The 23972-nt window shown below is 53.2% G+C and carries 10 protein-coding genes; all 10 read left to right on the forward strand.

Annotated features, from left to right (window positions below; translation table 11 throughout):
• The first annotated feature begins 607 nt into the window (after positions 1-607).
• The 10 genes from QZQ29_RS02940 to QZQ29_RS02985 all read left to right on the forward strand — a co-directional run bounded on the left by QZQ29_RS02940 (position 608) and on the right by QZQ29_RS02985 (position 23670).
• Entirely contained in the window at positions 608-1540 is a 933-nt protein-coding gene (locus tag QZQ29_RS02940; RefSeq protein WP_296959429.1) for a type II restriction endonuclease, read from the forward strand.
• The gene (gene dcd / locus QZQ29_RS02945) at positions 1537-2058 is read left to right on the forward strand and encodes a dCTP deaminase (RefSeq protein ID WP_296959431.1); all 522 of its coding nucleotides are present in this window, start codon (positions 1537-1539) and stop codon (positions 2056-2058) included. Before QZQ29_RS02940 ends, dcd begins: the two co-directional genes overlap by 4 nt.
• A gap of 171 nt (positions 2059-2229) precedes the next feature.
• Complete coding sequence (locus QZQ29_RS02950) at positions 2230-3216, forward strand: TAXI family TRAP transporter solute-binding subunit (RefSeq protein WP_273097280.1); 987 nt, start codon at positions 2230-2232, stop codon at positions 3214-3216.
• Positions 3217-3292: 76 nt separating this feature from the next.
• Positions 3293-3817, forward strand: coding sequence for a DUF1850 domain-containing protein (locus QZQ29_RS02955; RefSeq protein WP_296959435.1), 525 nt, complete (start codon positions 3293-3295; stop codon positions 3815-3817).
• Between the two features lie 5 nt (positions 3818-3822).
• Entirely contained in the window at positions 3823-5805 is a 1983-nt protein-coding gene (locus tag QZQ29_RS02960; RefSeq protein WP_296959437.1) for a TRAP transporter permease, read from the forward strand.
• 887 nt (positions 5806-6692) lie between these two features.
• Positions 6693-6869, forward strand: coding sequence for a 30S ribosomal protein S21 (rpsU, locus tag QZQ29_RS02965; RefSeq protein WP_008858603.1), 177 nt, complete (start codon positions 6693-6695; stop codon positions 6867-6869).
• Positions 6870-6893: 24 nt separating this feature from the next.
• A complete protein-coding gene (locus QZQ29_RS02970; RefSeq protein WP_291057700.1) occupies positions 6894-7343 on the forward strand; it encodes a GatB/YqeY domain-containing protein in 450 nt (149 codons plus the stop codon).
• Between the two features lie 169 nt (positions 7344-7512).
• Complete coding sequence (locus tag QZQ29_RS02975) at positions 7513-9408, forward strand: glutamine synthetase (RefSeq protein ID WP_296959442.1); 1896 nt, start codon at positions 7513-7515, stop codon at positions 9406-9408.
• A 246-nt stretch (positions 9409-9654) separates the two neighbouring features.
• A complete protein-coding gene (locus QZQ29_RS02980; protein WP_296959443.1) occupies positions 9655-11550 on the forward strand; it encodes a glutamine synthetase in 1896 nt (631 codons plus the stop codon).
• Between the two features lie 1218 nt (positions 11551-12768).
• Positions 12769-23670, forward strand: a complete 10902-nt coding sequence (locus QZQ29_RS02985) for an ESPR-type extended signal peptide-containing protein (protein ID WP_296959446.1) — start codon at positions 12769-12771, stop codon at positions 23668-23670.
• The last annotated feature ends 302 nt before the right edge of the window (positions 23671-23972 follow it).

Raw genomic sequence — 23972 nt, forward strand, 5'->3', positions numbered from 1 at the left:
AAATGACAATGAAGCGGGGTGAGTGTTTGTGTCAATTTGTTCCTTGCAAAATAACGATAAGGCGTCTGCCGCCAGGTCGCCTAACTATCTGATAGAGACTCAATCATTTTTTCACAGCCCCTGTCCGAAAGGGCTGAGGAACACCGAATCTTTTAGCGAAAGACCTGACGCCCCTATCCTCCGTCGCCTTCGGCTCCACCTCCTTCCTCAGGAAGGAGGCTTTTGCACTACGTCATGCAGCAATGAAGACACAAAAGTAAATCCCGTAACGCCGACTTCATACTCATCGCCGCGAAGCGGCGATACCACAACCCTCGGCGCCAAAGGCGCCGTCAAACCTAAGAACCCTCCGGACGACAGGCTGGTCAATCTTAAGAACCTTTTCCTATGCCCCCTGAGCGACAGCGAACACAACCCTTCTACACAACCTGCGCCGTCAGGCGCGTCCCTTTTTATACTTGCGCCCGTCAGGGCGCCACCACCCTCTGAACCCTCTGAACCCTCAGCGCCAAAGGCGCTGTCCATTGGCCCCGTCAATCTTTATAACCTTTTTCCTATTGCCTTAAAATGGTATAATATCCTAAATAGCGGAAAAGGCGGTGAAAGGATGGCGCGGCGCAAGGGGCTGAAGAAGTGGGACCGGATTACAGTGGAAGGCTGGCTCAAACTCATGGGGGATACGTCTGTCATGAGCCGGCTCATGATGGATATTTTTGCCAGGCTTTATGATTCCACCGACCACATGGACAATGGCAAGAGCATCGCCTCCGCCCTTCATATGGAGTACCGGGCCCTGAATTCTGCTGTAGGCTGGGCCGGCGGAAAGATTCGCAGCATGGTGGAGAAGGGCCTTATCCCTGTGTATCCCGAAGAGGAAGGCAAAAAGGAAAAGACCCGGGAAACAGCGCTTCTTGTGCAGGAGAATCTGGGAGAAGAAGCGGCGGAGATGGCGCCGGAGAAGGTTTCCATGGCACCCTGGGAGTATGTGTTTGACGGGGTGGAAGGGGAAAACGGCACCTATTTCTGGATATTGAAACCCGAAGCGGCCGCCGCCTTTCGTGAATGGAAGAGTGCCGGAGACCGCAGGATTGCTGTTATTTCCAAAATCATTGAAGAAGACAAGACCGCAGAAGGGGTGGAAGAGAGCCTCTTCTCCAATCCCTCCGACAGCTCTGTCCGCTCCATCCGGAGGCTTTTGGAAAAGGACCGGGATTTCCAGCGGAAGTCCTTAGGCCGGGAGCACCCATGCTGTCTGGTCTGCGGGGCGGACCGGATTTCCCTTTTGCGGGCCTATCCCTACGGGGAAGAGGAAAAGGGGGAGAAGGGCCTTCTTTTCTGCCCTACCCATGGTGCCCTTTTCGCAGCCCATCTGATTTCCTTCAGCCTGAAGGGAGAACTCCTCGTTTCAGGGAGGCTCACGGAGAAGGAAAGGGAGCTTTTCCATCTGATACCGGGGGAGAAGGCCCATGGTCATTTTGTACGGCGCCGCATGGCGGAGCATCGAAGAATTTTTAACCAGGAAGGCAGGAAATTGAAATGATTTTATCCGGCAGGGAAATCGTAAGACATATGGGCGAGGAAATCATTATTGATCCCTTTGATCCGAAAAAAGTGAATCCCAACAGCTATAACCTTACCTTGGCTGATGAACTCATGGTTTATGAAAATCATGAACTGGACATGAAGAAGAGAAATGAGGGCCGCCTGCTCCACATTCCGGAGGAGGGCATCGTGCTCCAGCCCAACAAGCTCTACCTGGGGCGCACCAGGGAGTACACGAAGACGAAATGTTTCGTGCCCATGCTGGAGGGCCGTTCCTCCATCGGCCGTCTGGGCCTTTTCATTCACGTCACCGCAGGTTTCGGCGACGTAGGGTTCTCCGGCTACTGGACACTGGAAATGTTCTGCGTGCAGCCCATCCGCATTTATGCGGGCGTGGAAATCTGCCAGATTTATTTCCATACCGTGCTGGGCGAGGCGGACAGCTACAACGGAGGCAAGTACCAGAACAATCAGGGGATTCAGCCCAGCCTCCTTTACAAAGATTTCGAAAAGTAGTATTATAATAGTAACTTTATAACACATGGGGCAAAGAAGCTGCAGCAGACGTATAGGTTTTTCCTATGCGCCGGGCTGCTTTTTTATTTCACCCTTTGTGAATTTCGGGAAAGTGCGGAGGGAATTTCAAGGAGACCCGCCTTTCCCTGTAAGGGTATCAAGGAGGACAGTATGATGAAGAAGGCATTAAAGAAACTGATGGTAGCAGGTGCATTTTGTCTGGCTGGTACAGCTCTTCTTGCAGGCTGCGGCGGCAGCTCCGGTTCCGGATCCGCTTCGGCAGGCGGCAAGCAGTTCCTGAATATCGCCACCGGCGGTACGGCAGGCACCTATTATCCCCTGGGCGGCGCACTGGCCGAACTTTTGAACCAGAATATCAAGGGCATGAACGCATCTGCCCAGTCCACCGGCGCTTCCGTTGCCAACGTGAATATGCTGAAGGACGGTTCCGTGGATATCGCATTCATCCAGAACGATATCGCCTACTATGCGGCTAACGGCAAGGAAATGTTCAAGGACAACAAGATGGATAACATCCGCGGCCTGGCTGCCCTCTATCCGGAAACCATCCAGTTCGTAACCACCCAGGACAAGGGAATCAAGACCGTGGCTGACCTAAAGGGCAAGAAAGTAGCCGTCGGCGCTTCCGGCTCCGGTGCCGAAGCCAATGCCCGCCAGATTCTGGAAGCCTATGGCATTACCTATAATGATATCGACGTACAGTACCTCTCCTTCGGTGAAGCTGCCAACGCCCTGAAGGACGGCAACGTAGACGCAGGCGTTGTGGTAGCAGGCTTCCCGACCGCCGCTATCCAGGACCTGGCTGCCAATAAATCCGCTGCCATCGTCAACATCGACCCGAAGATTGTCGACCAGCTCATGCAGAAATACCCGTACTACACCAAGATGACCATTCCGAAGGGCACCTACCCCGGACAGGATGAAGACGTGAACACCGTAGCCGTGAAATGCGTCATCGTCACCACCGATAAACTCAGCGACGATCTGGGCGAACAGATCGTGAAGGCTATCTATGAACATCTGGACCGTATGAAAGCAGCCCATGCCGTAGGCAAGTACATCACCAAGGACACTGCTCTGGAAGGCATGTCCGTCAAGATGAATGCAGGCGCTGAAAAGTACCTGAAGGCTAAATAAGGAAGAATCCCCATCGGATCCATACCTTGCATAGAAAGGAGGGAGAACGGGCCTTATGGGGTCCGTTCTCGCTTTCATGAAAAAACAGAAAAATGGGAAACTGGAAACAGTGATTATCATCTTTGGCATTATCGTGGCACTGGTCACGGGAATCGGCGGCTGGTACATCCGCATGCCCTTCCTTTTTGCCCAGACTTCGGACGGAATCATCATGAGGCAGCGGGTGGATGCCGGCACGCCGGTCACCCTTTCCTATCATCATTCCGTCCAGAAGACCATGATATACGAATATCTGGAAGTGAACAAAATAGCAAACGGATTTGTCCTTAAATCCACCAAGTATCAATCTATGGGGGTGGGGCTTCCCTTTTCCGCTGATGAGGGAAAGTTCCGGGAAGAGGACGGCTGGTTTATTCTGGATGACATCAACCGGAATTACCCTGAACTGTCCATCCGCAACGGAGTGACAAACCATGGCGTCCTCACTGTGGGCGACAAAGACTACAACCTGGATGAAATGGTTCCTCTGGGAAAAGAAATGAAGCTATATGTAGCGCCTCTTTACAAAGGGTGGTACATGAAGAAAGAAATTAGGAGTTGATTATATTGGCTGATTTAGAAAAAAAGGGAGCACCTGCCGGAGACAATGCTCCGGTAGATGGAAAACTGACTGATGAACTGCAGGAAAAGCTGAAATCCCTGGACAAAGAGTCCAATACCATGGAATATTCGGGAATCTGCGGAAAAATTGTAGCTGCCATCTGCATCTGCTTTTCCCTCTTCCAGATTTACACCGGCATCTTCGGCACACTGGATGCCATGATCCAGCGCTGCATCCATCTGTCCTTCGGCATTTGCCTTGTATTCCTCCTCTGCCCCACGAAGAAATCCTGGGTCAAGGGCGGAAGATTTCATCCTATTGATATTCTCTTCACCGTACTGGCCATCATACCGCCTATCTACATCCTGGTGAACTACCAGCATCTCATTCTCCGCGCCGGCACTGTCACACCAACCGATGCGGTGGTAGGTCTCCTGGGCATGGTGATGGTACTGGAAGCGGCCCGCCGTATCGTGGGTCTTCCTATCGTTATCGTAGTTCTCTGCTTCTTAGCCTACGGGTTCCTTGGACCCTACATGCCGGGACCCCTGGCCCACAGAGGTCTCACCATCAACCAGATGGTAGGACACCTCTTCTTCACCACCGAAGGCGTCTTCGGTATTCCTCTGGGCGTATCGTCCACCTTCATCTTCCTCTTCATCCTCTTCGGTGCCTACCTGGAAAAGACAGGCCTTGGCAAATTCTTCATCGATATCGCCAACGCCCTGGCCGGCTGGGCTTCCGGCGGACCGGCTAAAGTAGCCGTTATCTCCAGTGCCCTCCAGGGTACCATTTCCGGCTCCTCCGTAGCCAATGTGGTAGGTTCCGGCTCCTTCACCATTCCTATGATGAAGAAACTGGGCTATCACAAGAACTTCGCCGGCGCCGTAGAAGCAGCCGCATCCACCGGCGGACAGCTCATGCCGCCGATTATGGGCGCCGCTGCCTTCCTCATGGCCGAATTCGTCGGCATCCCCTACATGGAAGTCGTCAAAGCGGCAGTTGTTCCTGCTATCCTCTATTTCCTCGGCGTATTCCTGGGCGTTCACTTTGAAGCCAAGAAAAATCATCTGGAAGGCACCCCCAGAAGCCAGCTGGAACCGTGGGGCCGCATTATGAAGGAAGAAGGGCACCTGGCCATTCCGCTCATTGCCATCATCGCCCTTCTGGCCTCCGGCTATACCCCTATGAAAGCAGCCCTGGCAGGTATCTTCATTTCCATTGCCACCGCCATGCTCCGGGCCAGCACCCGCATGAGCTTCTATGACATCGTAGATGGCCTTGTGAAAGGCGCCAGAGGTGCCCTGGGCGTCATCATCGCCTGCGCCTCCGCCGGCATGATTATCGGCATCGTCACAAAAACCGGTGTGGGACTGAAACTGGCTTCCGCCCTGGTTACCGTGGCAGCAGGCAACTTCATGCTCCTGCTTCTCTGCACCATGCTCACATCCCTTATCCTCGGCATGGGCGTGCCCACCACCGCCAACTACGTTATTACCTCCACCATTGCCGCACCGGCACTGATTCAGCTGGGCGTACCCATCCTGGCTGCCCACATGTTCGTATTCTACTTCGGCATCATCGCCGACATCACTCCGCCTGTTGCCCTGGCTGCCTACGCAGGGAGCGCCATTTCCGGCGGCGACCCGCTGAAAACAGGGGTGAATGCATCGAAACTGGGCATAGCGGCCTTCATCATTCCTTACGTATTCGTCCTCTCGCCCCAGCTCCTTGGCATCGGCGCCACCTTCGGCAGTGTACTCTTTACCACCTGCACCGCCATCATCGGTATGACCGGTATCTCCGGCGCCATGATCGGACAGTTCTACTGCCGGGCCAATATCCTTGAACGGCTTCTCCTCGTAGCCGGCGGCCTCTGCCTCATCGACCCCCATACCCTCACCGACATCATCGGCGTGGCCATCCTGGCCGGCGTCTTCGCCCTCCAGTACTTCCGCACCAAGAAAGCCAAAACCGCTGAAGCGTAAGAAATTCAAAAATGCTCCTCATTGTGAGGGGCATTTTTTATGGAGGAAATGGGATAAACATAATCTCCCCTTAGTACCCTGCAAGTGGGGCGCAACAACTTGTGCTTAATTTAGTGCAGCTTATGAAAGTGCAGCCTGCCGGAGTTTTATTGCCCCCCGCAATTCCCTTGCCTCCCCCATCCATGGGGGAGGGGGACCGCGATAGCGGTGGAGGGGGTTATTGCACTTCGCCATGCAGCACTGGTGACATAAAAGTAAATCCCGTAACGCCTTGTTTCCCCTTGAGGGGAAGTGCCGCGTAAGCGGCAAAAGGGTGCAAGGGGTTGCAAGTCGAATTGATACTCTCTGCTACCCTGGCTGCCAAACGGCAGCTTTCCCGCCGACTGGTATTTATTACCGATAGCCTCATATGCTGCATGTACTGAGATTCTTCACTTCGTTCAGAATGACAGTGTCCGGCGGGAAGTAAATCCCGTAATGTCTTCTGTCGTCTGATTTCTATCTTCTATCGTCTAATCCCCGCCCCTATCCTCCGGCGCCTGACGGCGACATCTCCTTCCTGGAGAAGAAGGCTATAAACTGTGGCGGAGCCGCCACCTTCCCCCTGAGCGTCAGCGAACACAACCCTTCTACACAACCCGCCGCCGTCAGGCGGCCCCAACCTGCGCCGTCAGGCGTGCCCCTCTTTTTATTTGCCGCGAAGCGGCTACCACAACCCTCGGGCCATAGGCCCGTCAAACTTAAGAACCCTCATAACCTTCAAAACCTTTGCGCCCAAAGGGTGCAAAGCCTCCTAAAAAAATAAATTGACAGATAGGCCAATGTAATTTATAATTTATAAGTGTGCAATAGCACCCCATCAGTCTTATTGGGAGGGAGGGATATAGATGTCTGAGATCAAAGTTCAAAAGGGCGAATCTCTTGATAGTGCTCTTCGCAGATTTAAACGTTCCTGCCAAAAAGCCGGGGTTCTTTCTGAAGTAAGAAAACGTGAACATTATGAAAAGCCCAGCGTAAGACGTAAACTGAAATCTGAAGCCGCAAGAAAACGCAAGTATAAGTAATGACAGGTTGTAAGGTGATTAGTTTTGTCAATTAAGGAACAGCTTATGGCTGACATGAAGACAGCCATGAAAGCAAAAGAAGAAGGTAGGCTTGCACTGAACACGATCCGCATGGCCCGTGCTCACATCAGACAGGCTGAAATCGACGACGGACACGCTGACTTCAATGATGATCAGGTTCTTGCCGTTCTCCGGAAAGAAGTGAAGCAGAGGAAAGAAACCCTTGCTGAAATCGCTGGTTCCGGAAGAGAAGACCTGGTTAAACAGACCAAGGCGGAAATCGAAGTACTGGAAAAGTATCTGCCGGCAGAAATGTCTGCAGAAGAAGTAGAGAAGATTGTGAAAGAAACAATCGACGCTTTGGATCCTGGGCAGAGAAACATGGGTTCTGTGATGAAAGCGGTCATGGCAAAGCTCAAAGGCAAGGCAGACGGTAAAATGATTAACGGAATCGTCCGTAAACTGCTGGCCTGAGCACAAAGGCTTGACAAAAGTAAGACACGTGGTGTATCCTTATTACATAAGTTCATATGCTGCGTCAAAGATGACTCATTCCTATCGGGATGGGTCATTTTCTTTTGGAACACATAGGACTTTATAAATGTAAAAAAATGGAACGATTTAAGTCTATAGGAGGACTCAAATGAACAAAGAATTATTGTACTGCATTCCGGCCGGCCAATATGGTAAGGAAGGGGTTCTTTCCCTTTTGGCACAGCATCCGGAAATCCGGTTCGTGTCTCTTGTGGGCATCGACCTGGCAGGCAATGATACCGATGAAAAGATCCCCATTGAAATTTTCAAGAAAGATTATGAAGACTTCTTTGCCGGCAAAGCTGTACAGACCGACGGCTCTTCGGTGGTATTCATGAATATCGCCACCCTGAACGACGCACGGGTGGACATGGTGGCCGACAGCACGGTGAACTGGTATGTGGATTATAATGATGACAATATTATGGAAGAAAATGGCCGTCCTGTGGGCACCCTCCGGATTCCATGCTTCCTTATCCATAACGGGAAATTTATCGACTCCCGCTCCATTCTGAAAAATTCCTGCGAATATGTGGCCAGGGAACTGAAGAAAATGCTCCTTGGCGCCACCGTGAAGGGCATGGAAAATTTCCCCTTCTCTGAAATTCAGGATATCGTATTTACCACCGGCACGGAGCTTGAATTCTGGGTGAAGACTCCCAGCGAAAAGGAAACGGTGCAGCACCTTTCCATTTCCCAGCGCCTCCAGGAACAGTACTGGCAGCGTATGCGGGGCAACGTCCGTACCGCCATGGAACAGACCATTGAAGAACTGGACGCCCGGGGCCTTCATGTAGAAATGGGCCATAAAGAAGTGGGCGGCATCAAATCCAAGATTGATGACGACGGCCATATCTTTGATGTATGCGAACAGCTGGAACTGGACTGGCTCTTCTCCACCAACCCCCTGCAGGCAGCGGACAATGAACTGGAAGCCCGCATCATGGTACGGGAAGTGTTCCGCCGGAACGGCCTGGACGTATCCTTCAAAGCAAAGCCCATTATCGGCGTAGCCGGCAGCGGGGAACATACCCATGTAGGTATTGCGGCCCTCCTGAAAAACGGCAAGACCATCAACCTTCTGGCTCCGGAAGACATGAAATCCGATTTCCTGTCCACCATCGGCTACGGCTTCATCATGGGCATTCTCCATAACTACGAAGCCACCAATCCCTTCGTTTCTTCCACCACCGACGCCTTCAACCGCCTGAAACCGGGCTTTGAAGCACCGGTCTGCATCGTCACCTCCCTGGGTCATACGCCGGAAGTGCCGTCCCGCAACCGTTCCATCCTCATGGGACTGATTCGCGACATCGGCAACCCGAAAGCCACCCGCTTCGAACTCCGCGCACCGAACCCATTCACCAATACGTACCTCTGTGTTTCCTGCCTCTACCTCACCGCCCTTGACGGCATCGCCTATGCACTGAAATCCGGCAAATCCGCCGAAGAGCTGCTGGCAGAACTTTCCAAGAAACCGGGAGAGGGCGCGGACTACCTGGAAAAAGACAGGGCCTACCGCTGCGAAGAAAACGTATTTGAAGATTTCACAGACGAAGAAAGAGATGCAGCCTTCGGCAAACCGCCCGCAACGGTTTGGGAAAACGTGAAAATCATGAAAGCCAACCCGGACAAGGTGGCAGTCCTCACCAGAGGAGGCACCCTTTCCGAAAAGATTGTGGACTCCTTCCTTGCTTCCATCGTATACCGCTGGAAAAACGAGCTCATCGACCGGATTATCCCCGGCGTGGAAGCGGCAGTGAGGGGCTATAAAAAACTGGATAATGACGACAAGATTGATGAAAGACGCTGGAAATCCATCAAGGCCAAACGGGTGGAACTGGCAAAAGATCTGGACGATGACAAGTGCATCTGCACCAGGCTGAAAGAAGCGCTGGAAAAAGATGACTACGACACCGCCTCCGACCTCCAGCTGGAAATGATGAAAAAAGCCCAGGCCCTGGAAAAGGAATACCGCGTGTATGCGTTGAACATTCTCGACTGATTCAATCCGTCATAGCTGAACATCAGGCCAATGATGACCCATTCTTATACAAGTATACAAGGATGGGTCATTTTATATTTCATGACATATACGAATACATAGATATACAGGAGGCATGAAAATGAGGAACTGGAAAAAGAAATACCGCTTTTCCATTCTGGGGTTCCCGGAAGTCACATGATGGGGGACATATCCTGGAAATTGATTTCGCATTTTTATAAAAATTATATTTAGGAGGAATTCAACATGAACAAGGACTTACTTTACTACATCCCAACCGGTGAATTTGGCAAGGAAGGCGTACTTTCCCTTCTCAAGACCCATCCGGAAATCCGCTTCGTATCCCTGGTAGGCATCGACCTGGCAGGCAATGATACCGATGAAAAGGTACCGATTGAACTGTTCCTCAAGAACTACGACGACTTCTTCGCCGGCACCGCCGTACAGACCGACGGCTCCTCCGTAGTCCTCATGAACATTGCCACCCTGAACGATGCCCGCGTGGATATGGTGGCTGATCCCTCCGTAAACTGGTACATCGACTACAACGAAGATAATATCTATGAAAACGGCCGCCCCGTTGGCACCCTCCGCATCCCCTGCTTCCTCCTGCACAACGGTAAATTCATCGACTCCCGTTCCATTTTGAAAGACTCCTGCGCCTTCGTGGCAGACAAACTGAAAGGCCTTCTGGCCGGCGGCAAGAAAGTCAAAGGCATGGAAGACGTACCCTTCGATGACATTGCAGACATTGAATTCACCATCGGCACGGAACTGGAATTCTGGGTGAAGACCCCCAGCGAAAAAGAAACCATCCAGCACCTCTCCATTTCCCAGAGGCTCCAGGAACAGTACTGGCAGAGAATGCGCGGCAATGTCCGTACTGCCATGGAAGAAGCCATTGAAGAACTGGACGCCCGCGGCATGAGCGTAGAAATGGGCCACAAAGAAGTGGGCGGCATTAAACCGAAGGTTGACGACGCCGGCCACACCGTAGACGTATGCGAACAGCTGGAACTGGACTGGAGATTCTCCATGAACCCGCTCCAGGCTGCAGACAACGAACTGGAAGCCCGCATCATCATCCGTGAAGTATTCCGCAAATATGGCCTCGACGTTTCCTTCCAGGCAAAACCGATTATCGGCGTAGCCGGCAGCGGCGAACACACCCATGTAGGCATCTGCGCTACCCTGAAAAACGGCAAGACCATCAACCTCCTGGCTCCTACCGAAATGAAATCCGATTTCCTCTCCACCATCGGCTACGGCTTCATCATGGGCATCCTGAAGAACTACGAAGCCACCAACCCCTTCGTTTCCTCCACCACCGACGCCTTCAACCGTTTGAAACCGGGCTTCGAAGCACCGGTCTGCATCGTTACCTCTCTGGGCCACAACCCCGAAGTTCCGTCCCGTAACAGAACCATCCTCATCGGCCTCGTGAGAGACATCGACAACCCGAAAGCTACCAGATTCGAACTCCGCGCTCCGAACCCCTTCACCAACACCTACCTGGCAGCCTCCTGCCTCTTCCTCTCCTCTTTGGACGGCATCACCTATGCCGTAACCTCCGGCAAGACACCGGCAGAACTCCTGGCTGAACTCTCCAAGAAACCGGGCGACAAGGCAGACTACCTGGAAGAAGGCAGAGCATACCGCTGCGAAGACAACGTATTCGAAGACTTCACCCAGGAAGAAAGAGACGCAGCCTTCGGCAAACCGCCGGCTACGGTCTGGGAAAATGTAAAGACCATGAAAGCCAACCCGGACAAAGTGGCAGTCATTGAAGCAGGCGGCACCTTGAGCGCCACCATCGTAGACTCCTTCGTAGCCTCCATCGTATACCGCTGGAAGAACGAACTCATCGACCGCATCATCCCGGCCACTGAAGCTCTCGTCAAAGGCTTCAAGAAACTTGACAGCGAAGACGACCTGGACGAAGAACGCTGGGCAGATATCCTTGATAAGAAATACGAACTCATCAAAGACACCAAAGCCGGCAAATCCCTCTGCACCAAACTGAAAGACGCCCTCGAAGCCGAAGACTACGACACCGCCTCTGACCTGCAGATCGAAATCAGCAAGAAAGCAGAAGCCCTCGAAAAAGAATACAGCGTATACGCACTGAACATCGTAGGCTGATACTGCATGGGATAATTCCTTAAAAGAAAAAGCAGTGGAAGACACAAATCTTCCACTGCTTTTTTGATGTGCTAAGGTTTTGTGGTCTCTCAATACCCTTGCCCCCTCTGCAACATCCTTGCCTCCCCCCTTTGGCGGCTGTCGCCACTACCTCCCCCTCTGCAATCCCCTTGCCTCCCCCATCCATGGGGGAGGGGGACCGCGTAAGCGGTGGAAGGGGAAAGCCGCGAAGCGGCTGATTATGCTGAATGCTTAGCATGACTACATGACACAAAGGCAAATCTACCGGAGCTTTATTGTCCCACCGCTTTTGCGGGTTGGCAAGGGAACACGATTCGTAGGGGAGTGATAGCGACCTGAGAATCGTGTGACACGCTTCCCACCGGAGCGAAGGTGGTGCCGTAAGGCACCAAAGGGGGAAAAGCCGCCTGGGGCGGCTAACTCAGCAGAATGCTTAGCATAGCACATGAACAAAATGCATTTCCCGCAACATCCTTGCCTCCCCCATCCATGGGGGAGGGGGACCGCGTAAGCGGTGGAAGGGGGAAGCCGCGAAGCGGCTGATTCAGCTGAATGCTTAGCATGACTATATGACACAAAGGCAAATCCAGTAACGCCTTGCGCCTCCGCAAGCCATGGGGCGATAGAGATTCCTGCTTCCCTGTCATTTCGAGCGCAGCGAAGCGGAGCCTGAAAATCTCCCTGCACCATGCCCGGTACCGGACATGTCAGGAAGAAGCTTTTGCAGTGCATGACTGCGGCGTGGAAACTCTATAATCCATGTTTCCTTATGATTGTAAACTCACACGACATAAATTCTGATATAAATGATTTTTATATCAGAATTTTATAGAAAAAATAACGCATTGATTTAATTGTGTTTTAGCAGTATACTATTACTCATAGGACTCAATGCATTTCCTATAGACAGTGGAGTCTATAAATACGCAGGAATGAAACCGGAAGGGGCGCCGGTTTCGTTCCTGCTTTTTGATTTATGATTTAAGGTAAATATTTCCTGCATAAAATAAGAAAAAATACAGTGAGAATGCAAAGTTTCATACGAAATTTTACTATTTAAAACGGGAAAAATGGAATGGTAAGTAATTACTTAAGGTAAATTAACTAAAAATATCGGTTAAATCGGAATAGATAGGATTAATCCTCCATTATTTTTCGATTTTAACCGGAAGCACTCTGATGGGGAGATGGGTACAAATGAATAAGATATTCAAAGTCATTTTCAGCAAAGCCAAAGGCTGCTATGTAGTAGTTTCGGAACTGGCAAAATCCACCGGGGGGGGTACTCCTAATCTTAAAATAAAGAAAGGATACAGCCTCACTCTGGCCGCCGCCGTCATGTCCATGTTCCTGGGCGTGGCGCCTGTAGGAGCAGCAGACACTGTTGATTTAGGAAACGGTGGCAGTGCGGCTTATGATGATAAGGGTAATCTGACCATTGGGAAAGTGGTCCAGGGACAGAGCACAGACTTGAAAGGTGAGAATAATACTGCTATTGGTACAAAGAGCGATACACTTCGTAACATAACAGAAGGGGAAACCACCAAAAACGGCCAGCCCATGGATGAAGCTAATACCAAGCTGGTGGACGGGGAAGGGGCGGCCCATAAACTGGACACATCCACTGAATCCGGCGGCTCCACAGCCGTAGGCTACAACAATAAGGCCGAAGGGGACAATTCCACCGCCATCGGCAACACGGCGAAAATTACAAATAAGCCCATAACCTATTATGCCGACAAAGACGGCAACAAGACCACTTCCACAGACGACGCCGCCTGGTACAAAGACAGCAGCGGCAATCCCACAGAGGTGCCCCAGGTGTTCCGGGATGCCAACGGCAATACCACCACTACGCCTCAATACGTTCATACCTATACGGAAAAAGACTCCACCACGGGGGAAGAAGTCACCAAAACCGAAATCACCAGCGATGACACCAAGGCCGACCAGAAAGACGGCAAGCCGGTGTACAACTACCGGAAATCCGACAACCTGGACAAACTCTATTCCGTCACCCTCTACCAGGCCGCCAGCAACTCCATCGCCGCCGGGTCCAGTGTGACCGCCAACGGGAACAATGCCGTAGCGGTAGGGTACAATTCCACTGCGGACAATTCCGCCGTAGCAGTGGGGGATACGGCTGTGGCCTCCGGCGACAACACCATTGCCATCGGCACTAAGTCCAAGGCTGCGGATAGCAGTGGTAAGGGGTCCATTGCCATCGGCAAAGGGGTTGAAGCAAATGGCAGCTCTACGGCCGTTGGCTTGAATGGAACAAAGGCAACCTACGGCTCTTCTGCCTACGGCAACAACGCTGTAGCCCAAAACAGTTCCGCTGCTTTTGGTTCGAATATACAGGCATCTAACGGTTCTTATGCTTCCGGTAACAACGTCGTAGCCCAAAACAGTTCCGCTGCTTTTGGTTCGAATATACAGGCATCCAGCGGTTCTTATGCTTCCGGTATAGGAACGACAGATAAGCCTGTCGTTGCTACCGGAAGTTCCTATGCAACGGGTATGGGAGGTACCACAGCAACCAATGGCAGTATGGCTATGGGCAATAATGTCAGTGCTGGTAAAAATGGCGGTGGTGCTTTTGCCGTAGGTATGGGCGGCACTACAGCAAACAGTGGCAGTATGGCTGTTGGTAACAATGTTAAAGCCGGTGAAAATAGTGGTGGCGCCTTTGCCGTAGGCATGGGCGGCACTTCAGCGGATGGATCATCTATGGCTGTGGGAGATAACGTCCATGCCACTGGCAGTGCTTTTGCCTCCGGTCGGAATGGAACATCGGCTCAAAGTGGCGGTATCGCTTATGGGGATAATGTCAGTGCCCAATACGGTGGCTTTGCTGCAGGCACTAACAGTACTTCTGCAAACAGCGGCGTAGCTGTAGGATCCAATGTCCATGCTTATGATGGCAGTTCTTATGCCGGCGGTATGAATAACACCACGGCGGGAAATGGCAGCATTGCTTTCGGGAATAACGTACATGCCGGCAACAGCAGCGGTGGCGCTTTTGCAGCAGGGATGAATGGGACCACGGCCGATGGCAGCAGTGTGGCTGTAGGGGATAATGTCCATGCATCCAATGGTTCTTATGCTGCGGGAATGGGCGGAACTTCTGCAAGCAGCAGTGCTGTGGCCGTTGGCAATAATGCTTATGCTTACGGCAATTCCTATGCCTTCGGTTCTTCTGCTCATGCAGATAGCAGTTCTGCCGCCATTGGCAATTCATCTTATGCTACCAATGGTTCCCTGGCATTGGGCAATTCGGCAGGGGCGTATGTCAGCGGCGGCATCGCCCTGGGCAGCAACTCCAAAGCTTACCGCGGTTCCGGCACCACAGGCCTTGATCCCCGGACGGGCAAGGCTTATACCGATACCAGCGACAAGACCTGGAACTCCACCTACGGCGCCCTTTCCATCGGCAATGTGGACAGTGACGGAACGGTCAATGGCACCCGCCAGATCATCGGGGTGGCCGCTGGTACCAATGACACCGATGCGGTCAATGTGGCCCAGCTGAAAGCCGCCATGACCCAAAGCGGCAGCATCCATGACTACAGCGTCAATTCCACTGATACGGCTGCCGACACCAACTACAACAATGCCGGTGCCACCGGCAAAAACGCCCTGGCCGCCGGTGTCAGCGCCAGCGCCACTACTGAAAACGCCGTAGCCATCGGCTATGGTGCCAAGGCGGACGGTGTAGGCGCCACGGTCATCGGCCAGTACGGCAAGGCCACTGGCCAGTATGCCCTGGCTTTCGGAGGCGTGAATACAGATTCCACAGGCACACCGGTGGACAATACAGCCAGCGGCTTCAATTCCGTCGCTTTCGGTGAACGGACAGCTGCCAGCGGCAATAATTCCACTGCCTTTGGCTGGCAGACAACGGCTACACAGAAACGGGCCACTGCCTTTGGTGAGCGCACCACCGCATCTGGTGCCAATTCCACCGCCTTCGGCCAGCTGGCTGTGGCTTCTGGGCAGAATTCCACCGCCTTTGGCAATGAAGCGGTGGCCAATAACTATGGTACCACTGCCTTCGGCAACCGTACGGAAGCGCTGGGAGAATATTCTACCGCCTTCGGTAACAGCACGGTAGCTGCCGGCATGAACACCGTGGCTTTTGGTACCGACAACGTGGCCGGTGCCGTGCTGGATGATAATGGGGCCTATACCAACATTATCTACAAGACCAATACCCAAGGCCGCATCATCAAAGATACCAACGGCAATCCCATTGAAATTTCCCGTGAAAAGATGGATGCCCGGGGCAACCTGGCCTATACGGACAGCAATGGCAATACGAAATCTGTCACCTACACTGTTTCCGGCGGGGAAACCCATAGCTATGTGCTGCTTCAGGGTGAAGATGGCAATACCTATATCCGTGACTACCGCGGCAACATCCGCAGTGCTGCCATCGGCAGCGACGGCACGGTGACCGTAGGGGATACAACCGATGCAGTCTTGAAAAAGGCCACTGCCGGTGCCAATGGTTACCATATTTTAAGCAATGCCAATGCCACCGTCTGGGGCGAAAACAGCATTGCTTCCGGCGAAGCCTCTACCGCTTTTGGCATCGATTCCACAGCCAGCGGCAAGAACTCTGTGGCCATCGGCGGCGCCACGGCTTCTCTGAACGATTCCATCGCCCTGGGCAAAGGGTCTGTGACCACCCGAGCCAAATACAGCGAGCTTACCAAGGATGCTGAAAAAGCTGCCTATGGCAAAGGCAGTTCCACCGGTTCCGCTTGGGAAGCAACGGATAATGCCATTGCTGTAGGCAATGACAGCACCACCACCCGCCAGATCACCGGCGTGGCCGCAGGCTCCCTGGATACGGATGCCGTCAACGTGGCCCAGCTCAGAGCAGTCGACGCAAGACATACCACTGTTTCTGTCGGTGGCCAGAAGGCCACGGCAGATAATACGGTCGTTCAGGGCGGCAACATGGAACTGACCCGTACCACTTCCAACGGCCAGGCCAACTTTGATGTTTCCCTGAACAAGGACGTAACCCTGGGAAAACAGGAAGAAGACAAGGGCGGCAGCCTTGTCGTGAACAGTGTGGCCCAGTTCCGCAAGGAATCGGGCTCCAAAGAAACCTATCCGGTGAAGGAAGCCGTGAAGATTGACGGGACCACCGTGTCCGTAGTGAAAAACGACGGTACCAACGACCAGCGCCAGGTGGTCCTGGGCGTGGGCCAGGATACCGGCGGATATGTGGCTCTGTTCGACAACACCGGCAAAAAGCCCACCTATATCTTCAATGCCATCAGCAGCGGGATCACCTATCTGAAGGACAAGAACACCTATCCGGAAGATGAAGCCAATGAATTCAACCGTCTGGAATACGGCGACATTTACAATGGGTCCACCCAGTTCATCGCCACCCTGGACGACGGCCTGAAATTTGCCGGCGACCAGGGCTCCATGTCCGCAGTGAAGCTGAACCAGAAACTCAGCGTCACCGGCGGCGTGACCGACCCCAGCAGCCTGTCCACGGCCAACAACATTGGTGTGGTATCCAGCCAGGATGGAGAAGACGGCAAGCTGGAACTCCGGCTGAACAAGGATTTGTCCGGCCTCAACAGCGTCACCGCCGGCAATGTCCACATTGGGAACAACCCGGCCAACACGCTGAAACTCACTGAAAACGGCCAGGAGACGGAAAATACCGCTCCTGCCGGCAACTATGTGACGGGCCTGGACAACAAAGCCTGGGATACGAAGAATCCCTCCTATGTAAGCGGCCGGGGAGCCACGGAAGACCAGCTGGCCATCGTTTCCGGAGTGGTGGACAAGGGCCTGAGCTTCACCGCCAACACCAGGGACGCCACCAACACCACGGACAATTATGCAGGCTACAAGGTGGTGAACCGCCAGCTGGGGGATACCATTTCCATCAAAGCGGGAGATGCGGACCCAAACAAGAAATATGTGACCACCAACCTGACCACGGATATCGCCAACAACGGGGATATCACCATCAGCATGGCAGAAAGCCCCACCTTCAACATCGTCACGGCCACCAGCCTGGACCTGAGCCCCAAGGATACTACCACCAAGGACAAGAACGGCTATACCGCTTCCGCTCAGCTGGATGCCCACTACAGAGGCGGCAGCCTGGATAACACCAAGAACGTCACCATGGCCGATGGCAGCACCGGCATGGTCCGTCTCCACTACCATGACGGAGAAGGCACCATCCACGACCTGGCCACCATGGACGATGGACAGGTTTATGCCGGCGACATCAAGGAAGACGGTACGCTGGATACCACCGGCTTTGGCCGCAGGATGAACGAAAAGACCACCATCAACGGTGGTGTGAAGGCAAAGGATGACCTGACCGACAACAATATCGGCGTGGTTTCCAATGGTACTGACACCCTGACGGTGAAACTGGCCAAGAGGCTGACAAACCTGGAGTCCGTCCAGGCGGGCAAAACTACCATTGACGACAACGGCCTGACCATCAAGAAGTCCGACGATGACAGCAGCAAAAATATTGTCGTCCTTGGCGATAAGGTGGCCTTTGGCGATACCCAGGTCAACAACATGGGCAGCGGCTCCGACGGCACAGATGCGGATGGTAACCCGACCTATAATACGCTGACCAACGGCGCCAATATCGGCGATGTGAAGAACATCGCCAGCAGCACCGTCCAGCCGGTGATCGATACGGTGAACAAAGGCTGGGAACTGGATGTGAACGGCACCAAACAGAAAGATGTGACTCCCACCAGCCCGAAAGTCAATTTCATTCAGGGCCAGAACATCACCATTACCGGTGATACGACCAATACGGAGAACGTAACCATTGCCACCGCCGACGATGTGCGGTTCAATACGGTCCGTGTGGGCGGCGTAAAAACCGGAGACACCTACAGCGGCGGCATCATGATCGGTGTCCAGAGCGGCAAGAATGCGGATGGCACGGAAAGCGCCAACTCCAGTAACGGCAACTACATCACCGGTTTGGATAACAGGAACTGGGACAGCACGAAAATTCAGCATGGCCGGGCTGCTACCGAAGACCAGCTGCTTGATGTTGCAACCAAAATCCAGCAGGGATCTGTTGCTGGCGATATCTATGTCACCGGCGGTTCCGTGACTTACAATGGAGAAGGCTCGGATACCAATCCGAAGGATGGCAAGGGGAGCATCAACCTGACCCGCCAGAATGGTACGGACGTGCCAATCAAGGGGCTCCACGACTACTACATCACCGATGGCATGGTCACCAATGATGGCAAGACTCTGGAACTGACCCGGAATGACGTGGATGGGGACGGAAACCATCAGAAGATTACCGTTGACCTGAGCAATGTGCTGAGCAACGATCAGCATCTGGTGACCAATCCGGATGCCGCTGATGGCAAGTATACGGTTAACACCACCGATGGCACAGTCACTTTGAAAGTCAAGAATGGCAACAAGTATGATGACATCACCATCGGCGGCTTTGAAGGACTGGGCCAGGGCCTGAAGTTCGGTGCCAACAAGATGGCCAAAGACGGCGGCGGCAACCCGGTGACCAACCAGCTGGGCAGCACCATCAACATCACCGGTGCCGGCACGAAGGAGCTGGACAAATATTCTGGCCAGAATCTGATGACTTCCGTGGAACAGGATGCAGATGGCAACACCACCATCCATGTACTCATGGACAAGAACATCTCCGCTGACGGTGTGACTGTCGGTCAGGCAGGCAGGGATGGTGTGGCAGGTGCAGATGGCGAAATTGGCCAGGCCGGCACCATCGGCATCAACGGCAAGAACGGTGTGAAAGGTGAAGATGGCAAAGAAGGCATCACAACCACCATTATCCGCACCGAAAAAGGCCAGTCCGGGGAAAAAGGCGCCACCGGCAAACCTGGCGTGGATGGCAAGGACATCACCCGCATCGTTTACCAGAACGACCAGGATAAAGTCGATGGCAAGGATGGCAGCCATACGGTAGCCACCCTGGACGATGGGCTGAAATTCAGTGGTGATGACAATACGGTCATCCGGAAAAAGCTCAATGAACAGCTGCAGTTCGTGGGCGGTGCCAATAAGCTGACCCAGAACAATATCGGTGTGGTCGAGAAAGATGGGAAACTGTGGATCCAGCTGGCTGAAACCCCTGATTTAGGCACAAAAGGCAACCTGAAAGCCGGGGATGCCCAGATTGGCTGGTTTAACGGAGACGTTCTGAGCAAAACGGATGGCACCAAGGAAAAGCAGGGAAGCTATGCAACCGGTCTTGACAACAAGGATTGGAGTATTTCCAATCCGTCCTATGTCAGCGGCCGGGCGGCCACCGAAGACCAGCTGGCCAAGGTCAGCAAGGCCATCAGCAATGCCACCACGGCCGCCGGCAAGCGCACGGTGGTCACGGTCAACGACAAGGCCAATCCGGCAGAAGCCACCCCAAAAGACGGTGACTATGGCGATTACGATTCCACCAACGGCAACCTGATGATTGCCGCTAAGAAAGATACTTACGGAGTTTTGACCTACAACATCAAGCTGAACGACAATCTGGCCATTGGCCAAAAGGGTGAAAATGGCAAGGACGGCAAAGTTACCGTGGACACCAAAGGCGGCACAACCGTTGTCATCGGCCATGATGGCGAACCGGGCAAGGATGGCAAAGACGGTATTTCCGTGAAAGGCCAGGACGGCAAGGATGGTGTCACCATCACTGCTGTGAATGGCAAGGATGGTACGAACGGTACTGAAGGTCATATCGGCCTCACCGGCCCTGCCGGCAAGGATGGCAAGGCCGCCAGTGCAGACATCCACGTGAAGAATGGCCAGAACGGGGTGGACGGCACCGATGGGAATAATGGCAAAGACGGCATGGACCGCATTGTCTATGAAGACCACAATGGTAAGCCTCATGAAGTGGCCACCATGGATGACGGCCTGAAGTTTGCCGGCGATGACATTTCTAAGACAGTTGACAAGAAACTTAATGAAACCCTGCAGATTCGCGGCGACGGTACCTATGACAAAACTACGCAAAAGACAAAAGCGGATGGCAACATCCAGATTTCTGCTGATAAAGATACCGGAACAGTCAAGGTCGCTCTGAATAAAGATATCAACTTGAAACAGAATGGTTCCTTGACCGTCGGCGGTGACACGCAGGATGGTTCCACAACGGTAGAAGATCCGATTATCATCAAGCACTTCGACGCTGGTAAATTGACCGTTACTGGAACCGATAAGAACGGTAACACGCCTCAGTCCAAAGCTGGCGACTATGTCACGGGCCTTGACAACAAGGATTGGGATGTAACCAATCCGACCTACGTCAGCGGCCGCGCGGCTACAGAAGACCAGCTCAAGGTAATCAGTGATGAAATCAAGAACACCGCAGCCACTGCCAGCCAGCATACTGAGATTACAGTGAATGATAAAAATAATCCAACAACTGTACCTAATGTGGGGACAGACACATATGGGGACTATGGCGGTACGGGAAATGGCAACCTGTCGATTGCTGCCAAAAAAGATACGAAGAGTGGAAAAACAATCTACAACATCAAGCTCAACGACCAGCTGGCCATCGGCCAGAAGGGCGAGCCGGGTGTGGCTGGCAAAGACGGCAAGGACGGCAAAGTCACGGTGGAAACAAGCAAAGGCACCACTGTGGTCATCGGCCATGACGGCGAACCGGGCAAGGATGGTAAAGACGGTATTTCCGTGAAAGGTAAGGACGGTAAGGATGGCATCACCATCACTGCTGTGAATGGCAAGGATGGTACGAACGGTACTGAAGGCCATATCGGCCTCACCGGCCCTGCTGGCAAGAATGGCAAGAACGTCAGTGCAGACATCCATGTGAAGAATGGCCAGAACGGTGTGGATGGCACCGATGGGAACAACGGCAAAGACGGCATGGACCGCATTGTCTATGAAGACCACAATGGCAAGACCCACGAAGTGGCCACCATGGATGACGGCCTGAAATTCGTGGGCAACGATGGTCAGGAAGTCACCCGGAAGCTGAATGAAACCCTGTCCATCAAAGGCGGATTGAGCAACGCCGATGTTGCCAATGCTTCTCCCAAGAACCTGGGCGTCCGCAGCAACAAAGATGGTAATGGCCTGGAAATCGTCATGACCGATACCCCGGACTTCACCAAGGTCACGGTGGGCGGTGACAAGAAAATCACCATTGGCGGACAGACCAATTCTGACACCAAGAATCCGGACAGTGGCAACTACATCACCGGCCTGGACAACACGAAGTGGGATAAAGACCACGTGACGGAGAACCGGGTTGCTACAGAAGGCCAGCTCCGGGATGTTGCCGGTTCCATTACGAATCAGGCAAATGGCGGCGGTTTTGCACTGACCTCTGATGAAAAGGGTGCCGACAAGATTGTCAAGCAGGATTTGGGCAAGGCCATCCAGATTAAGGGCGATACCACTTACAAGGCTGATGGGACTGTAGAAAAAGCAGGCAACATCAAGACTTCCATTGACAATGGTGCTATCAAAGTAGAACTGAGTAAGGATGTGGACCTGGGCGACAACGGCAGCGTCAAAGCTGGGAATACCACCATCAATAGCGATGGGGTGGACACCAACAAGGTCACCATCAAGGATTCCACCATCAGCATCAGCAAAGACGGCATCAATGCTGGCGGCAAGCAGATTACCGATGTTGCCAGCGGTGCTTCTGAAATCATCAAAGGGACAGGCGGCAGGGATGTCTATAAATATGATAATGATACCAATGCCGCCAATATCGGTGATGTGAAGCGGATTGCCGGAGAAGTGAAGAGTGATATCACGAATGTCACCAAGAACGTCACCGATGTGACGAACAAAGTCACGCAGATGGGCGACCAGGTTACGCAAGTTAAGAATGATGTCAAGCAGCTCCAGCAGGATGTCAAGGCAGACCGCCAGTATCAGGGTGATGACGCCGCGACCAAGAAGAATGTCAATGTCAAGTTCGGCAAATTCCTGAGTCTGACCGGTGGCGCCAAAGTGACTGACCTGACAGAAGAAGGAAATATCGGCGTCGTTCAGAAGGAAATCCCTGACCCAGATAATCCTGACCAGAAGATGACAGGCCTTTCCGTCCGTCTGGCCAAGCATCTGAATCTGGAGAAGACAACCTATACGACCAATGAAAATGGTAAGGATTATACCTCTGAAATCGACGGTAAAGGCTTCACCATCAAGACAGGAGACGCAAACCGGACTATCACCGTCCAGGACGGCAATGTCAATATGGGCGGCAACCAGATTCATGACGTGGCTCCCGGCAAAGCACCGACAGACGCTGTGAACGTGAGCCAGCTGGCCGCCACCAACCAGAATATTTCCAATCTGGGCGGTGAAGTGAACAAGCTGGGCACCCGGGTGAACCGGGTGGGCGCTAACGCTGCGGCCCTGGCGGCTCTCCATCCGCTGGACTTTGACCCCGACGACAAGTGGGACTTTGCAGCGGGCTATGGCAATTACAAGAATGCCAACGCCGCAGCCATCGGCGCCTACTATCGGCCTAACGAGGACACCATGTTCAGCGTAGGCGGCTCCTTCGGCGGCGGTGAAAACATGGTGAATGCCGGCATCAGCGTGAAGCTGGGCCAGGGGAACCACGTTTCCACTTCCCGCGTAGCCATGGCTAAGGAAATCAAGGACCTCCGCAAAGACGTGGCTGACCTGAAGGCCGTGGTGAATCAGCAGAGCGCCCTCATTGACAAGCTCACCGGCGTGAATGCCGGTCAGCTCTCCGGCAGCGATGACCTCTTCCCCGACGTTCCTGCCAACCACTGGGCCTATGAGTACGTCACCAAGCTGAAACAGGCAGGCATCCTCACCGGCTACCCCGACGGCAATTTCGCCGGCGACCGCATGATGACCCGCTACGAATTCGCAGCCATTGTCTACCGCGCCATCATGGCCGGCGCCGCTGCCAACCCGAACCTGAACAAGGACGACACCCTGGACAGACTGGCCAAGGAATTCAGCGGTGAAATGAAGTACATCCGCATTGATACCATTCGCAAGGATAGAAACGGCAAACCCACCATCCAGCGCGTAAGGGTGATCAAAGAGGAAGAAAAATAAGACCCATACAAAAAAGCCCCGCTCTGCGGGGCTTTTTGCGTGGGATGGATGCCCGGCCATGGGCTGCATGCCTTATGAAATTGAATTTTCCCCGTAACATCTTGTTTCTCCTTGAGGGGAAGTGCCACAGAGTGGCAAAAGGGTGTACCAGGGTAAAAGCTCAAAAGATACTCTATGCTGGTGTGACCGCCAAACGGCGGCCTTCCTGCCGACCGGTATTTAAGGGTAATTGATTCACTATCGTCTTGCACCGAGATCCTTCGCTTCGCTCAGGATGACGGAGTTAGGCAGTAAGGAAATCC

Source organism: uncultured Dialister sp. (assembly GCF_900538805.1).
In the GTDB taxonomy this organism is placed as follows: domain Bacteria; phylum Bacillota; class Negativicutes; order Veillonellales; family Dialisteraceae; genus Dialister.

Coding starts and splice junctions, on each gene's coding strand:
- QZQ29_RS02940 (WP_296959429.1), top strand. CDS start 608: ATGGCGCGGCGCAAGGGGCTGAAGAAGTGGGACCGGATTACAGTGGAA.
- dcd (WP_296959431.1), top strand. CDS start 1,537: ATGATTTTATCCGGCAGGGAAATCGTAAGACATATGGGCGAGGAAATC.
- QZQ29_RS02950 (WP_273097280.1), top strand. CDS start 2,230: ATGATGAAGAAGGCATTAAAGAAACTGATGGTAGCAGGTGCATTTTGT.
- QZQ29_RS02955 (WP_296959435.1), top strand. CDS start 3,293: ATGAAAAAACAGAAAAATGGGAAACTGGAAACAGTGATTATCATCTTT.
- rpsU (WP_008858603.1), top strand. CDS start 6,693: ATGTCTGAGATCAAAGTTCAAAAGGGCGAATCTCTTGATAGTGCTCTT.
- QZQ29_RS02975 (WP_296959442.1), top strand. CDS start 7,513: ATGAACAAAGAATTATTGTACTGCATTCCGGCCGGCCAATATGGTAAG.
- QZQ29_RS02980 (WP_296959443.1), top strand. CDS start 9,655: ATGAACAAGGACTTACTTTACTACATCCCAACCGGTGAATTTGGCAAG.
- QZQ29_RS02985 (WP_296959446.1), top strand. CDS start 12,769: ATGAATAAGATATTCAAAGTCATTTTCAGCAAAGCCAAAGGCTGCTAT.